At 62.5% G+C, this 14,715-nt stretch carries 20 protein-coding genes; 4 read left to right on the plus strand and 16 right to left on the minus strand.

Annotation, left to right across the window (positions count from 1 at the left end):
• Window positions 1–211: 211 nt before the first annotated feature.
• The 10 genes from WBB95_RS19460 to ccmA form a co-directional block, all read right to left on the minus strand.
• On the minus strand, window positions 212–604 hold the full coding sequence (locus WBB95_RS19460; protein WP_424489059.1) for a hypothetical protein: 393 nt from the start codon (window positions 602–604) through the stop codon (window positions 212–214).
• 15 nt (window positions 605–619) lie between these two features.
• Complete coding sequence (gene ccmI, locus WBB95_RS19465) at window positions 620–1,810, minus strand: c-type cytochrome biogenesis protein CcmI (protein ID WP_424489060.1); 1,191 nt, start codon at window positions 1,808–1,810, stop codon at window positions 620–622.
• Complete coding sequence (locus WBB95_RS19470; RefSeq protein ID WP_056857146.1) at window positions 1,803–2,276, minus strand: cytochrome c-type biogenesis protein; 474 nt, start codon at window positions 2,274–2,276, stop codon at window positions 1,803–1,805. The genes ccmI and WBB95_RS19470 overlap by 8 nt, the downstream gene beginning before the upstream one ends.
• On the minus strand, window positions 2,273–2,809 hold the full coding sequence (locus tag WBB95_RS19475) for a DsbE family thiol:disulfide interchange protein (RefSeq protein WP_017477483.1): 537 nt from the start codon (window positions 2,807–2,809) through the stop codon (window positions 2,273–2,275). Before WBB95_RS19475 ends, WBB95_RS19470 begins: the two co-directional genes overlap by 4 nt.
• Window positions 2,806–4,794, minus strand: a complete 1,989-nt coding sequence (locus tag WBB95_RS19480; protein ID WP_424489061.1) for a heme lyase CcmF/NrfE family subunit — start codon at window positions 4,792–4,794, stop codon at window positions 2,806–2,808. The genes WBB95_RS19475 and WBB95_RS19480 overlap by 4 nt, the downstream gene beginning before the upstream one ends.
• A gap of 3 nt (window positions 4,795–4,797) precedes the next feature.
• Entirely contained in the window at window positions 4,798–5,253 is a 456-nt protein-coding gene (gene ccmE / locus WBB95_RS19485) for a cytochrome c maturation protein CcmE (RefSeq protein WP_424489062.1), read from the minus strand.
• Window positions 5,250–5,426, minus strand: coding sequence for a heme exporter protein CcmD (gene ccmD, locus WBB95_RS19490; RefSeq protein ID WP_034127174.1), 177 nt, complete (start codon window positions 5,424–5,426; stop codon window positions 5,250–5,252). Before ccmD ends, ccmE begins: the two co-directional genes overlap by 4 nt.
• The gene (locus tag WBB95_RS19495; RefSeq protein ID WP_424489063.1) at window positions 5,423–6,178 is read right to left on the minus strand and encodes a heme ABC transporter permease; all 756 of its coding nucleotides are present in this window, start codon (window positions 6,176–6,178) and stop codon (window positions 5,423–5,425) included. Before WBB95_RS19495 ends, ccmD begins: the two co-directional genes overlap by 4 nt.
• A gap of 86 nt (window positions 6,179–6,264) precedes the next feature.
• A complete protein-coding gene (gene ccmB, locus WBB95_RS19500) occupies window positions 6,265–6,933 on the minus strand; it encodes a heme exporter protein CcmB (RefSeq protein WP_348054544.1) in 669 nt (222 codons plus the stop codon).
• Window positions 6,930–7,565 carry a cytochrome c biogenesis heme-transporting ATPase CcmA gene (gene ccmA / locus WBB95_RS19505; RefSeq protein ID WP_424489064.1) on the minus strand — a complete coding sequence of 212 codons (636 nt, stop codon included), beginning with the start codon at window positions 7,563–7,565 and terminating at the stop codon, window positions 6,930–6,932. Before ccmA ends, ccmB begins: the two co-directional genes overlap by 4 nt.
• A gap of 199 nt (window positions 7,566–7,764) precedes the next feature.
• On the opposite strand from ccmA, the gene WBB95_RS19510 reads away from it, so the two are divergent.
• Both WBB95_RS19510 and WBB95_RS19515 read left to right on the plus strand, forming a co-directional pair.
• Window positions 7,765–9,342 carry a flagellar hook-length control protein FliK gene (locus WBB95_RS19510; RefSeq protein ID WP_424489065.1) on the plus strand — a complete coding sequence of 526 codons (1,578 nt, stop codon included), beginning with the start codon at window positions 7,765–7,767 and terminating at the stop codon, window positions 9,340–9,342.
• The gene (locus WBB95_RS19515; RefSeq protein WP_424489066.1) at window positions 9,339–9,668 is read left to right on the plus strand and encodes an EscU/YscU/HrcU family type III secretion system export apparatus switch protein; all 330 of its coding nucleotides are present in this window, start codon (window positions 9,339–9,341) and stop codon (window positions 9,666–9,668) included. The genes WBB95_RS19510 and WBB95_RS19515 overlap by 4 nt, the downstream gene beginning before the upstream one ends.
• Before the next feature lie 61 nt (window positions 9,669–9,729).
• Here the strand turns inward: WBB95_RS19515 and glp are convergent, their stop codons facing one another.
• Both glp and moaB read right to left on the minus strand, forming a co-directional pair.
• Window positions 9,730–10,917 carry a gephyrin-like molybdotransferase Glp gene (gene glp / locus WBB95_RS19520; RefSeq protein WP_424489073.1) on the minus strand — a complete coding sequence of 396 codons (1,188 nt, stop codon included), beginning with the start codon at window positions 10,915–10,917 and terminating at the stop codon, window positions 9,730–9,732.
• A 22-nt stretch (window positions 10,918–10,939) separates the two neighbouring features.
• The gene (gene moaB, locus WBB95_RS19525; protein ID WP_424489067.1) at window positions 10,940–11,479 is read right to left on the minus strand and encodes a molybdenum cofactor biosynthesis protein B; all 540 of its coding nucleotides are present in this window, start codon (window positions 11,477–11,479) and stop codon (window positions 10,940–10,942) included.
• A gap of 76 nt (window positions 11,480–11,555) precedes the next feature.
• On the opposite strand from moaB, the gene mobA reads away from it, so the two are divergent.
• Together mobA and WBB95_RS19535 are read left to right on the plus strand one after the other, a co-directional pair.
• A complete protein-coding gene (gene mobA / locus WBB95_RS19530) occupies window positions 11,556–12,158 on the plus strand; it encodes a molybdenum cofactor guanylyltransferase MobA (protein ID WP_424489068.1) in 603 nt (200 codons plus the stop codon).
• Between the two features lie 79 nt (window positions 12,159–12,237).
• Complete coding sequence (locus WBB95_RS19535) at window positions 12,238–12,459, plus strand: YgdI/YgdR family lipoprotein (protein WP_065901933.1); 222 nt, start codon at window positions 12,238–12,240, stop codon at window positions 12,457–12,459.
• A gap of 56 nt (window positions 12,460–12,515) precedes the next feature.
• On the opposite strand, the gene WBB95_RS19540 is transcribed toward WBB95_RS19535, so the two are convergent.
• The 4 genes from WBB95_RS19540 to WBB95_RS19555 all read right to left on the minus strand — a co-directional run.
• A complete protein-coding gene (locus tag WBB95_RS19540; RefSeq protein WP_424489069.1) occupies window positions 12,516–13,406 on the minus strand; it encodes a pseudouridine synthase in 891 nt (296 codons plus the stop codon).
• A gap of 73 nt (window positions 13,407–13,479) precedes the next feature.
• Window positions 13,480–13,815, minus strand: coding sequence for a transcriptional regulator (locus tag WBB95_RS19545; RefSeq protein WP_424489070.1), 336 nt, complete (start codon window positions 13,813–13,815; stop codon window positions 13,480–13,482).
• A gap of 74 nt (window positions 13,816–13,889) precedes the next feature.
• Window positions 13,890–14,126, minus strand: a complete 237-nt coding sequence (locus WBB95_RS19550) for a glutaredoxin family protein (RefSeq protein WP_424489071.1) — start codon at window positions 14,124–14,126, stop codon at window positions 13,890–13,892.
• Window positions 14,127–14,191: 65 nt separating this feature from the next.
• Window positions 14,192–14,715 (minus strand): ammonium transporter (locus WBB95_RS19555; protein ID WP_424489072.1); only part of this gene is annotated, 524 nt, incomplete at its 5' end.

Raw genomic sequence — 14,715 nt, forward strand, 5'->3', positions numbered from 1 at the left:
GCAGATAGTTGGCTGACACAATGCTATCGCAGGCAAGCCAGCTCCCACAGTTGATCTTCATTGGATGGAGAAATGGCCGTGTGTCAGTCACTGTATTAGTCGGCTGAACCACCGCATTCGCGAGCAAGCCCGCTCCCACATTTGAGCTCCAGTGGATGCAAGAATGCATTTCACGGGTATGAAAAAGGCGACCTATAAAGGTCGCCTTTTTTCATTGTGCGTATTGTTTGCTCAAGCCGGGCGGCACGCCTTGCACATTGGTTTCTTCCCACGGCCCGTTCGGGCTGATGGAGCGGCTCCAGCCGTTGCTCCAACGGTAATAGGTGCGCTGGCGGTAGAAGGTGTCGGGCTGTTCTTCCAGCACATACACCTGCATCTTGCCGTCCCAATGGCTCGCCGCGCCCGGCGGTGGGGCGAAGGTTGGCGAAGAGCTTGGCGGCGCTTTCGGTGGAGTGACCGGGCCGGAGGGTTTGGTGCTCGGCTGGGTCGACGGGCCTGACGGTGGAATCGTCGGGCCGGTAGGCCCGGAAGGAGGTCGATGGACCGCACAAGCGCTCAGCCCCAATACCAGGCTGAGCAAGGTGATACGTGCAAATGCGGTCATAGGCGTTTCCTCGATTTACTTGTCCGGACTGTCGATGGTCAGCTGCTGCATGGCAGTGGTGGTGCTGGCCAAGGGTTGGCTGCGGCCGATCCACTCGCCAGCGGTTGGAAGACCGGCCCGGGATATGCGCGCAACCAGTTGGACTTCGGGGAAGTTCGACAGTTTCAACTGCGGCATCATCGCGTCGGCATCGCCGAGTTCGACGGTGATCGGCAACTCGGCGATAGTCACGCGTTTAGCCGCCAAGGGTGCTGGCGGGCCTTTGACGGCGCGGGCGAAGATGAACACGCTGTCGGTTGGCAAGGATTTGGCCTTCACCTCGGCGGACAAATCCACACGCACTTTCAGCACCGCCTTAGGCACTTGGGCGACGGTGCCGCCACTTTCCTTGAGTTTCTCCGCCGCCCGGTCGATCCCGCCTTGCAGCGCTGCGCGGGAGTTGTCTTCCGGTGGCAGTTGCGCCAACAGGCGATTCCAGTAGTCGATAGCCTCCTGATAACGCTGACCTTCAAAGGCTGCAATCCCCAGCAAACCCAGGCTGGTGACTTCTTTCGGATCAAGCTTCAACGCTTCGTCAGTCAGCGCCTGCACCTTGGGCGACCACTGTTTGTTGTCGGCAAAATACTGCGCCTGCGCCCACTGGCCGAGCAATTCCGGCTGGCGACCGGCCAGGGCCACAGTGCGTTCGAAGACCTTGGCGGCATCGGCGGAGCGATCCTGAGCCATGTAAGCCCGACCGAGGAAATACAGGCCTTCCGGCGAATCCGGCTGCGCGGCGGCAGCACGTTCCAGGCGGCGGGTCATGTCTTCCATGGACACCGGCGGCTGGGAGAATTCGCGGGTCAGCTCGACTTTGTCACTTGCGCCGTAGTGCAGGTACAGCGCAACGCCCAGCACCGGCACCAGGAAAGCCGCCAACAATGGCAACGGCTTGCCCAGGCGCGATTCGCGCGGTTTTTCCACGCCTTCGGTGTCGGCCAACAACTCACGGGCGGCTTCGGCGCGACCGGTGTCGAGTTGCACGACGTTGAGCACGCCTTCGTCCTGCTGCACTTGCAGCTCGGCCACGCGCTCCTGGTACAGCGCGACGTTCAGTGCGGTGCGGTCCTCTTCACGTTGGGCGCGGCGGCCGCGCAACACAGGAATCAACAGGAAACTCAGGGCAATCAGGAGCAGCAACCCGGCTGCGAGCCAAAAATCAATCATCAGTCTTGGTGTCCAGCAATTGGTCGAGGCGTTTGCGCTCGTCAGGGGATAGCGCGTCGGAGCCATCAGTGGGCGCGGCGCGGCGACGGCGGACGATCACGGCCATGACCACCACGCCGGCCAGCAACAGCCCGGCGGGGCCGAACCAGAGCAGCGCGGTCTTGCCGGTGAGGGCCGGTTTGTAGCGCACGAAATCACCGTAGCGGTCGACCATGAAGTCGATGATCTGCTGGTTGTCCTTGCCCTCCCCCAGCATGCGGAAGATCTCTTTGCGCAAGTCGGCGGCGATCGGCGCGTTGGAGTCGGCAATGTCCTGGTTCTGGCACTTGGGGCAACGCAGTTCCTTGGTCAGTTCGCGAAAGCGCTCGCGGTCACCCTCCTTGGCAAATTCGTAGGTGTCGATGGCCGCGTGGGCCACGCCGACCAAACCCAGCGCCAACACGGCGGCGGCTAACAGACGCTTCATGGCTTGGCCTCATCGACCAGCGCCTGGTACTTGGCGGCGAGCTGTTCGCGCCAGACCACTTCGTCGATCACGCCGACGTACTTGTCGCGGATCACGCCTTTGGCATCGATGAAAAAGGTCTCGGGCGCGCCATACACGCCGAGGTTCAAGCCAAGGTTGCCGTCTTCATCACGGATATCCAGCTGGTACGGGTTGTGAAATTCCGCCAGCCACTTCAAGGCCGCAGCATTGTCGTCCTTGTAGTTGATGCCGTAGATCACCACGCCCTGCTCGGCCAGCTTGTTCAGCACCGGGTGCTCGACGCGGCAGGAGATGCACCAGGTGCCCCACACGTTGACCAGCGCCGGTTTGCCCAGCAGGTCGGCCTGGGTCAGGGTTTTGTCGCCCTGCACCGTCGGCAGGCTGAAGGCCGGGAACTGTTTGCCGATCATCGCCGAGGGCAGCTCGGCCGGGTCCAGGTACAAGCCGCGATACAGAAACACTGCCACCACCAGGAATGCCGCCAGCGGCAATACCATCAACCAACGCTTCATGCCGCCGCTCCTGAAAGGCCCAGGGCTTCACGCACCCGGCTCTTGACCTTGACCCGATAACGCCGGTCCAGCGCGGCCAGCAAACCACCGAAGCCGGTGAGCAAACCGCCGAACCAGATCCAGCGCACAAACGGTTTGACGTGCACGCGCACCGCCCAGGCGCCGTCGCCCAACGGTTCACCCAGCGCCACATAGAGGTCGCGGGTGAAACCGGCGTCGATACCGGCTTCGGTCATCATTGAGCTTTGCACCGTGTACAAGCGTTTTTCCGGGTGCAGCACGGCCACTTCCTTGCCGTTGCGGACGACGCGCACGGTGCCTTTGTCTGACGTGAAATTCGGACCTTCGAAGTGCTTGGCGCCTTCGAAGATGAAGTGGTAACCGGCCAGGTCCATGGACTCGCCCGGCGCCAAGCGCAGGTCGCGCTCGGCACTGTTCTGGCTGGAAAGCACCACGCCGAGGGCACACACGGCAATGCCAAGGTGGGCGATCTGCATGCCCCAATAGCTGCGAGTCAACGTCGGCAGGCCTTTGATCAACCCTTTGTGGCGGGTCTTGTCGACAATGTCGCGCACACCGGCCAGCAATACCCAGGCGGCGAGCAGGAAGGTCGCGAGCACGGCCCAGTTGAAGTCGCCGTAGGCGATACCGGCGACTACCGCCAAGGCCACGCTGCCGAGCAGCACCGGCATCAGCATGCCGGCCAGCCATTTCACCGGGGTGTCTTTCCAGCGCACCAGCATGCCGACGGCCATCACCACCATCAACAGGCCCATCAACGGAATAAACAACGCGTTGAAGTACGGCGGGCCGACGGACAGCTTGGCGCCGCTCAAGGCATCCAGCGCCAGCGGGTAGAGGGTGCCGAGCAGGATCATCGACGCAGCCACCACCAGCACCAGGTTATTGCCCAGCAGCAAGGTTTCGCGCGACCACAGGTTGAAACCGACCTGGCTCTTGACCACTGGCGCGCGCAACGCAAACAACGTCAGCGAGCCACCGACCACAAACAGCAGGAAGATCAGGATGAACACGCCGCGCTCCGGGTCGGACGCAAACGCATGCACCGAGGTCAGCACGCCCGACCGCACGAGGAATGTGCCGAGCAGGCTGAGGGAAAAGGCAGCGATGGCCAGCAACACGGTCCAGCTTTTGAACACACCGCGTTTTTCGGTCACGGCCAGCGAGTGAATCAGCGCGGTGCCCACCAGCCATGGCATGAACGAGGCGTTTTCGACCGGGTCCCAGAACCACCAACCGCCCCAGCCGAGTTCGTAGTAGGCCCACCACGAGCCCAAGGTGATGCCGATGCCGAGGAACGCCCACGCGACGATGGTCCACGGCCGCGACCAGCGCGCCCAAGCGGCGTCGAGGCGCCCGCCGAGCAAGGCGGCGATGGCGAAGGCGAAGGCCACCGAGAAACCGACGTAACCCATGTAGAGCATCGGCGGGTGCACGATCAGGCCGATGTCTTGCAACAAGGGGTTGAGGTCATGCCCGTCCACCGGGATCTGCGGCAGGATGCGGGTGAAAGGGTTGGAGGTCATGATCAGGAACAGCAGAAAACCGATGCTGATCATGCCCATCACCGCCAGCACGCGGGCCAGCATGACTTGCGGCAACTGGCGCGAAAACACCGACACGGCAAAGGTCCAGCCGCCAAGGATCAACGCCCACAGCAATAGCGAACCTTCGTGCGCGCCCCACACGGCGCTGAATTTGTAGTACCAGGGCAAGGCGCTGTTGGAGTTATTGGCCACATAGGCGACGGAAAAGTCGTCGGTCATGAAGGCGTAGGTCAGGCAACCAAAGGCGAACACCAGGAACGCAAACTGGCCCCAGGCAGCCGGCTGCGCCAGGCTCATCCACAGGCGGTCGCCACGCCAGGCGCCGAGCAACGGCACCACGGCCTGAACGATGGCAAAGCACAGGGCGAGGATCATCGCCAATTGGCCCAGCTCTGGAATAAACAGTACGGACGTCATCGTTTAGCCCTCCTTGGCAGGGGTTGGCGCCGACTGGCCGCTGTCTTTCAGCGCCTTGGTGACTTCCGGCGGCATGTATTTCTCATCGTGTTTGGCCAGCACTTCATCGGCTACCACCACGCCATCAGCGTTGAGCTTGCCTAGGGCGACGATGCCTTGGCCTTCGCGGAACAGGTCCGGGAGGATGCCGCGGTAGGTGATGGTCACGGATTTGCTGAAGTCGGTGACCACAAAGGTCACGTCGAGGGAGTCGCCGGAGCGCTTCAAGGAGCCCTTTTCGACCATGCCGCCGGCGCGGATGCGCGTGTCCAGCGGCGCTTCGCCATTGGCGATCTGGGTCGGGGTGTAGAACAGGTTGATGTTCTCCCGCAGGGCGCTCATCGCCAGGCCCACGGCAATACTTACGCCGGCCAGAATGGCGAGGATGATCAACAGACGCTTTCTACGCAGCGGATTCACTTTTCGGTCTCCCGGCGCAGACGACGCGCCTCTTGTTGCAGGTAACGCTTGCGGGCCAGGATCGGCGCGGCGACGTTGAGGGCCAGCACCGCCAGGCAGATGCCATAGGCCGTCCAGACGTACAGGGCGTGATGGCCCATGGCGAGAAAATCACTGAATGACGCGAAACTCATGCACCGGCTCCCAGGCTGTTCTGCACTTCGGCCTTGACCCAGCTGGCGCGGGCTTCACGCTTGAGCACTTCGAGGCGCATGCGCATCAGCAGCACGGCGCCGAAGAAACAGTAGAAGCCCAGCACCATCAACAGCAGCGGCGCCCACATTTCCACGGGCATCGCCGGTTTTTCAGTGAGGGTGAAGGTCGCGCCCTGGTGCAAGGTGTTCCACCATTCCACCGAGTATTTGATGATCGGAATGTTGATCACGCCGACAATCGCCAGCACCGCGCAGGCCTTGGCGGCGCTGTCGCGGTTGCTGATGGCATTGCCGAGGGCGATCAGGCCGAAGTACAGGAACAGCAAAATCAGCATTGAGGTGAGGCGCGCGTCCCACACCCACCATGAACCCCAGGTCGGCTTGCCCCAGATCGCGCCAGTGACCAGCGCCACGGCGGTCATCCACGCACCGATGGGCGCGGCGCATTGCAGTGCCACGTCGGCGATTTTCATCTTCCAGACCAGGCCAACCACGCCGCACACGGCCATCATCACGTAACAGGACTGAGCCAGCATCGCGGCGGGAACGTGGATATAGATGATGCGAAAGCTGTTGCCTTGCTGGTAGTCCGGCGGCGCAAAGGCGAGGCCCCAGACCAGGCCGATGCCGATCAGCAAAATGGCGGCGATGCTCAACCACGGCAACAGCTTGCCGCTGATGCCGTAAAACCATTTGGGCGAGCCGAGCTTGTGAAACCAGGTCCAGTTCATTGCTGTTTCCATCACGGTGGCGCCCCGTCATTGCGGGGCACTCAGGGTCTTTACTGATTAAGGTTATAACGCTTAACCAGACCTTATTATTCGCCGACGCTGATCTTCAGGCCAGCCGCTATAGCAAAGGGTGTCAGGGTTACCGCCAGGGCGGTCAGGCTGCCAAGCCACAGGAGGTAACCGGTCGCCGGCATGCCCATGAGCGCGGCCTGCAAGGCGCCGCTGCCGAGGATCAACACCGGGATATACAACGGCAGAATCAGCAGGGCCAGCAACAGGCCTCCCCGCTTCAAACCGACGGTCAACGCTGCGCCCACCGCCCCCAACAGGCTGAGCACCGGCGTACCGAGCAACAAGGAAAGCAGCAACACCGGCAGGCACTCAAAGGGCAAGCCCAGCATCATTGCCAACAGCGGTGAGAGCAAGACTAGCGCCAAGCCGGAAAAAGCCCAGTGTGCCAGCACCTTGGCCAGTACCAGAAGTGGCAAAGGGTGCGACGAAAGGACCCACTGTTCAAGGGAACCGTCTTCAAAATCACTGCGAAACAGCCCGTCCAGCGAGAGCAGGACCGATAAAAGCGCCGCCACCCACACCAGTCCCGGGGACAAGGTTTGCAACAGTTTAGTCTCGGGGCCGACCGCCAATGGGAACAAGGCGATGACAATGGCAAAGAACACCAAGGGGTTGGCCAACTCGGCCGGGCGACGGCACAACAGCCGCGCTTCGCGGGCCACCAACAGGGCGAACACACTCATGCCGACCACCGGTTCAAGTCCAGGTCGCGGTAACCGGCGGGCATGCGCGCCAGGGTGTGATGGGTGGTGAGCACGATCAAACCACCCTGCTCACAGTGCCGGGCCAGGTGTTCTTCGAGCTGGGCGACGCCTTGTTTGTCGAGGGCGGTGAAGGGTTCGTCGAGAATCCACAGCGGCGGGCCGGGCAGGTACAGACGCGCCAGGGCCACGCGGCGTTGCTGGCCGGCGGACAGGGTGTGGCAAGGCACGTCTTCAAAGCCGTTCAGGCCGACGGCGGCGAGCGCCTGCCAGATCGCGTCGCGGGACGCCGGGTGATGCAGGGCGCTGAGCCAACTGAGGTTCTCCTCAGGCGTCAGCACGTCCTTGATACCGGCGGCGTGGCCGATCCAAATGAGAGTGCGCGCCAGCTCGGTGCGCTGTTCGGCCAAGGGCTTGCCGTTGAGTCGAATTTCACCGGCCGTCGGCTGCATCAAGCCGGCCAGCAGGCGCAGCAAACTGGTCTTGCCGCTGCCATTGGGGCCGCTGACCTGCACCATGTCGCCGCCCGTCAGCCGCAGTTCGAGGTGCTCGAACAGCAGGCGCAGGTCGCGTTCACAGGAGAGCGCTACGGCTTCAAGAAGAGGGCTGGTCAAAAGATCGCGGGCCTTTACGGTTCAAGTCGGCGGTGCAGCGGCCGTTATAGAGAAAGCACAATAACGGCTTTGGCGACCGATTTTAGAGAGCTGGATCAAATAGTTGTGAGGTTTTTACCGCTCTCTTTGCAGACGGGCGGCATTATACATGTGATGCCCTACTCTAAAGAGGGCAATTTCCCCTGAGACGACGCGCACGATGACCGGCGAGATCAACCTTCCTACGCTTCCTCCAGCCCCGGTGGCCGGGCCTGCCCCGCTGCCCGCGACCGGTGAGTTGCTGAAACTGCTGGAGCCGCAGATCGGGTTGATTGACCCGGGAAAAACCGTGAACGCCGAAGTCATCGCCCTTAAACAAGGTGGCGATGCGTTTCAGTTATTGCTCAAGTTGACCCTCGACAGCGGCCGCCAGACCCTGGTGCAAGCCAGCAGCGCCCAGCCTTTGCCGCTGGGCAGCAATGTGGCGGTGAGCCAGACGCCCGCGGGCAACCTGACCCTCAGCCTGCAGCAAGCCTTGAGCGCCAACGTGGCCGCCCTCACCCGCATCGACACCACGCAAATGCCGGAAGGCACGTTGCTGCAAGCCAAGGTGCTGACCACCCAGATGCTGCCCCAGGGCACCGCGCAACCGGCGATCTACCGCTCATTGGTGACCGTGCTCACTAACGCCCTGGCCGGTGCAACACTGACCGTGGAAAGCCCGCAGCCACTGCGCGTCGGCAGCTTGCTCAGCGCCGTGGTGCAGAATGCGCAAACCTTGACCTTCGTACCATTGAGTGGCCTCCAGGACCAATTGGCAGTCAGCCAGCAGTTGGCCACCCAGCAAAGTCGCCAGGGCTCGCTGGACGTGGTGTTCACCGCCTTGCAGAACCTGCCCGACGACGACACCACGTCCACCGAGTTGCGCGCCGCCGCCGATCGCTTGCTCGCCGCCCTGCCCGACCTCGCGCAAGTGAGCAATCCCAAAGTGCTGGCGCAAGTGATCCAGAACAGCGGCGCCTTTCTTGAGGCAAAATTGCTCGCCGGGCAAAACCCGCAGATACCGCCGCTGGACATGAAGGGCGCCTTGTTGCGCCTGGTCGCGGACTTGCTGCCCGCCCTGCCCACCGGCACTAACCTGAACGCGATCCTGGCCGCCAACACCTTGGCTCAGGTGCTGCCCAACTTTGTGCGCAGCCCGCTGAATACCCTTGGCCAGGTCAGCGCCAAACTGCCACCTGCGGGCTTTCCGCTGCCAGACCGCCTGATGCAGCGCCTGGAAGGTGAAGGCGACCTGGAAAACCTGCTGCGCCTGGCCGCGGCGGCGATCTCGCGCTTGCAAAGCCACCAGTTGTCGAGCCTGGAACAAACCGGCACCACCGCTGACGGCCGCCTGCAAACCACTTGGCAACTGGAAATCCCCATGCGCACCTTGCAGGACATCGTGCCGCTGCAGGTCAAGTTCCAGCGCGAGGAGCCGCCGCCGGACAAGGACCAGCCCGAACGCAAAGCCCAGAAAGACCCCAAACAGATGCTCTGGCGCGTCGAGTTGGCGTTCGACATGGAGCCGCTCGGGCCGTTGCAGGTCCAGGCGCAACTGACCCAGGGCAAATTGTCCAGCCAGCTATGGGCGACGCGGCCGTTCACCGCCAGCTTGATCGAAAGCCATCTGGGCAGCCTGCGCGAGCGCCTGGTGACCTCGGGCATCAATGTGGGCGATTTGGACTGCCACCTCGGCACCCCGCCACGCGGGCCGAGAACCGGCCTGGAACAACGCTGGGTGGATGAAACCGCATGAAAAACCCGACCCCACCGCGCCAGGCGATTGCCCTCAAGTACGACGGCCAGCAAGCGCCGACCCTCACGGCCAAGGGCGACGATGCCCTGGCGGAGGCCATTTTGAAGTTGGCGCGGGAAAATGAAGTGCCGATTTATGAGAACGCCGAGTTGGTAAAGCTGCTGGCGCGGATGGAACTGGGGGACAGTATTCCGGAGGAGTTGTACCGCACGGTGGCTGAGATCATTGCGTTTGCGTGGACGCTCAAAGGCAAGTTCCCGGCACGGTATGACCCGAATGCCGGGCCGGTGGAGCGGGATGTGACGGAGCGTGGCGACGATTACTGAGCCCTACACATAACCCAATGTGGGAGCTGGCAAGGCAGCTCCCACACATGGATCTCTATTGTCAGTTGAGGACCTCGCTCAACGGGATGAAGTTGACTCGGTCACCCATCGCCAGCGTGGTCCCTTCCAACACCTCCACAAACCCTTCCGCCCACGCCGCGCTGCGCAGCACGCCGGAGCTCTGGTTGCGGTAGATGATCGCCTTGCCCTGCTCGATGCGCCCGCGCAGGTATTCGCGGCGGTTGCCCGGTTTGGGCCAGACGAACCCCACCGGCACCTCGAAACGCAGCGGCTCCACATCCTGCACACCTTGGCGGCGTAGCAGGTAGGGCCGCGCCAGTAGCGCAAAGGTCACCAGGGTCGAGGCCGGGTTGCCGGGCAGGCCAATTACCGGCACACCACGGAAATGGCCAAAAGTCAGCGGTTTGCCGGGCTTGATCGCCAGCTTCCACAGCGCCAGTTCGCCCTCTTCGCGCAGGGCGATACCAAGGAAGTCTGCCTCGCCCACCGACACGCCGCCGGTGGACAGAATCAAATCGACAGTGCCCAGGCTCGCTAACTGCGTGCGGGTTTTTTCCAGGTCGTCAGGCAGGATACCGGCGTCGATCACCTCACAGCCCATCCGCGCCAGCCACGAACACAGCACGCGGCGGTTACTGTTGTAGATCTGCCCCGGGCCGAGTGGCAAACCGGGCTCGATCAGCTCGTCGCCGGTCGAGAGCACAGCCACGCGCACTTGGCGCACGACGTTCAGGCGGTCATGCCCCAGCGAGGCGGCGAGGCCCAGTTCGATCGGGCCAAGGCGGGTGCCGGCGGGCAATACCAACTCGCCAACGGTGGTTTCCTGGCCTTGAGGCCGGATGTTCTGGTCGACCTGCAACGGCTCGGTAAAACTCACGCGCTCATCAACGTGGACCACGGCGTTTTCCTGCATCTCCACGCAATCGGCGCCTTCTGGCACCGGCGCGCCGGTAAAGATGCGCGCGCAGGTACCGGCGGCCAAAGGCTGCGGCGCCTGACCGGCGAAAATTCTTTGGCTGACAGCCAGGGGCTCGCCGGTCCAGTCCGAGAGGCGCAGCGCGTAACCGTCCATGGCGCTGTTGGGCCATGGCGGCAGATCAAGGGTGGAGACCAGATCCTGCGCCAATACACGGCCATCACAGTCGGCCAGCATCAGGGTTTGCTGCTCGCGAATCGGTGCGGCTTCGGCCATGTCCAGCAACTGCTGCAGCGCTTGTTCGACCGGCATCAACGCGCCGGTTTTGCCGGGCTTATCCACGGGTTTCGCAGGGTTCGGCCTGCTTCAGGTGGGGCACGAAGTTGCACGGGCGGTGACGGTTGTCGAGTTGCTCGGCGAGGATGCCGTCCCACCCGGTGCGCACCGCATTGGTGGAACCCGGGAGGCAGCACACCAGGGTGCCATTCGCCAGGCCGGCCAGGGCACGAGATTGCACGGTAGAGGTGCCGATATCGGCCACGGAGATCTGGCGGAACAGTTCGCCAAAGCCGTCGACGTGTTTGTCGAGCAGGCAACTTACGGCTTCGGGGGTACTGTCGCGGCCGGTGAAGCCGGTGCCGCCAGTGATCAGCACCACTTGCACCACGTCTTCGGCGATCCAGTGGGCAACTTGCGCGCGAATTTTGTAGAGGTCGTCCTTGAGCAGCACGCGCTCGGCCAGGTTATGGCCGGCGGCGGTGAGACGGTCGACGAAGACCTGGCCCGAGGTATCGGTTTCGAGGGTGCGGGTGTCGCTGACGGTCAGTACAGCAATATTCAGGGGTACGAAGGGCGCATCTGCCTTGGCTTTCATGGCATGGTCCGGTTGTCGAAGGAACAGCCCGATGTTATATCACAGGGCCCTGTTTTCCTGCCGCTGTGGAACCGCCATGTCTCTCGATTCTTCGCCTCTGCCCTGTTCGATTCTGCTGTTGGCCGGTGGCCGTGGCCAGCGCATGGGCGGTCAGGATAAAGGCCTGCTGCCCTGGCGCGGCGAGCCATTGATCGCGCACTTGCAGCGACTGGCCCGGCCACTGACGGATGACCTGATCATCTCGTGCAACCGCAACCATGAGATTTACGCGCCCTATGCCGACCAGTTGGTGAGCGACGACAGCCCGGACTTCCCGGGCCCGTTGGCCGGCATTCGTGCCGGGTTAGCCGCCGCGCGCCATGAGCACCTGCTGATCCTGCCATGCGATGTGCCTTACCTCGACGCGAGCCTGCTGGCCGAGCTGCGCGCGACGGCGCAACGCAACCCGCAGCTGCCGCTGATGGTGCGTCATGGCGCATTCTGGGAACCCTTGATCTGCGTCATCCCCACCCGCCTGCGAACCGAGGTAGAACAGGCGTGGGAAACCGGCGAACGCAGCCCGCGCAAAATCTTCATGCAACTGGGTGGCGTAGGCCTGGAATGCCCGGAAAATGACCCGCGCCTGGCCAACCTGAATACACCTGAACTGTTGCACCCAGGGTTCGGCGTGTCAGAATGAACCTCGCAGAAGGAACTTTGTCGACGCGCCGCGCGTCACAAGGTCAGCAATTTAAAAGCATTCTCTCGGAGACACACTCATGACTCAACGGACCATCGCCGCTCTCATGCTTGCACTGGGCCTCGCTACTCTCGCCGGTTGCGCTTCGCCTACAGTGATCACCCTGAATGACGGTCGCGAAATCCAGGCCGTCGACACCCCTAAATTTGACAAGGCGTCGGGCTTCTACGAGTTCGAACAACTTGACGGCAAGCAGACCCGCATCAACAAGGATCAGGTTCGCACCGTTAAAGACCTGTAAGTCTTAACGTTGGACCCACAAGGCCCGCCTCGCGCGGGCCTTGTCGTTTCCGGGGTTTACCAGTCCAGCGTGATCCGGCTGCGAAAGTCGCGTGTTTCGCCCGTGACCGGGTCGACAAAACGCACGCCTTGGGCCAACAGCTTGAGCGGGTTGGCGTAGTCGTCCTCGACGTCCTTGAGTACGTCGGGGTAGAACGGGTCATTGCAGATACTCGCCCCCAGCGCGGTCATGTGTACGCGCAGCTGGTGCTTCTTGCCGGTCACGGGGAACAGGCCATAGCGCCAGAGATCGCCATTTTCCTCACGCACCTCCACGGCCGTTTCGGTATTGCTGGCGCCCGGCCCTTCCTGCATGCGGAAGAACGGTTCGCCCTCCACCAGGCGGCTTTTGTGCACCAGCGGAAACGTCAGCTGAGGCAACGCCGGCGCGATGGCTTCGTAGAATTTGTCGATGCGGCGTGTGGGAAACAGCTGTTGATACGCCGAACGGCTGTGCGGGTTGGCTGAAAACAGCACCAGCCCCGCCGTGTGGCGGTCGATGCGGTGCAGAGGCACCAGCGAGGGGTTGTCCAGGCGACGAATCAGGCGGCGCAGCAAGGTCTGCTCGACGTACTCACCGGCCGGCGTCACCGGCAGGAAATGCGGCTTGTCCGCGACCACCAGGTGTTCGTCGGCGTACAGGATGGTTTCCTCAACCGGAATCACCTTTTCATTCGGCACTTCCCGGAAGTAATAGATGCACAGCCCTTCCTTGTAGGGCAGGTCCAGGCTGATCGGGTTGCCATTGATGTCCAGCACCCGGCCACGGGCGATGCGGTCCAGCCAGTGCTCACGGCTGATCGCCGGAAAATGCTCGCACAGGCAATCCAGCACCGTCGCCCAAGGGCCCGGTGGCAAATACAAGGTACTGGCTTGGTGCTGGGACGCAGAAAAACCGGATGGGGACATGACAAATGCTCGAAGCCTGGAAAAACAGGCGGGCATTATCCCGCATGCAGCGGGATGGAGCCTAGGGCGGATCTCAGGCCTTGGCCAATTCCGCGCGCAGGATCGGCGAAGCACTCGCGGCGTCGGTGAATTCCTTGAGCCAGCGCAGCACGTCCACGGCTTCCCAGCGGCCGGGGTCGTAGAGCGCGTACAGCAAGCCCTGGTAGCCCACTACGTCGAGTTGCTTGTGGTAGCCGGCACGCTGGAACAAGGCCTCGATCTCGGCGAAGCAGGTGTTGAAATGCACTTTGTTGAAGGGCGTCTTGCCTTCCGTGACCAGGCCGTCGAGGCGCAGCTCGTTCACCGCGTCGCGCACGACCTCGGCGGACATGCGATTGACGCTGCTTTTAAGTTGTTCAACATTCACCACGGGCGTTCCCTCTATTCAATCGCTGTACAAACATACAGTAACTTAATATTTGGAAACCCGCCATCGCCTAACGTCTAAAGCAGAAAGGACACCACCTGCTCGGTGTCGAACGGCCAGCCCAGTTCAGCCCCGGTATCGACCCGCCGAAGCACCGGAATCTGCAGGCCGTAGGCTTCGAACAGGGCTTCGGAGTCGGCGATATCAACCAATTCCACCATCAGCCCGTGTTCGACCAACGGCATGATTTCCGCTTCGGCAAGTTCACACAGATGGCAGCCCAATGTGGTGAATAGCTGGCATTCAGGAGGCATGACAAAAAGACCTGATCAGAAGTAGGCCATTATTCTAAACCGGCCAAATTCCGCTGGCGAGCCGCTCAGTCCTGACTCACCGCGCCTATCTTGTGAATCGACAAGTCGGCACCGTAATACTCCTGCTCCTGGCTCAGGCGCAGCCCGTGCACGCGCTTGATCACGCCATAAACGAGCACGCCACCCACCAGCGCCACCGCGACGCCGAGGGCGGTGCCGATCAATTGGCTGATCAGGCTGACGCCGCCCAGCCCGCCCAGCGCCGTCTGGCCAAAAATGCCACAGGCGATGCCGCCCCACACGCCGCACAGGCCATGCAGCGGCCACACACCCAGCACGTCGTCGATTTTCCAGCGATCCTGGGCGGCAATAAAGAACCACACAAACAGACCACCGGCGACCACTCCGGTGATCAACGCGCCCACCGGGTGCATCAGGTCAGAACCTGCGCAGATTGCCACCAGCCCGGCCAACGGGCCGTTGTGCAGAAAGCCTGGGTCATTGCGCCCAATGATCAAGGCCGCAACCGTGCCGCCGACCATGGCCATCAGCGAGTTGACGGCCACCAGGCCACTGACACCGTCCAGGG

The organism is Pseudomonas sp., from assembly GCF_049645325.1.
Lineage (GTDB): Bacteria > Pseudomonadota > Gammaproteobacteria > Pseudomonadales > Pseudomonadaceae > Aquipseudomonas.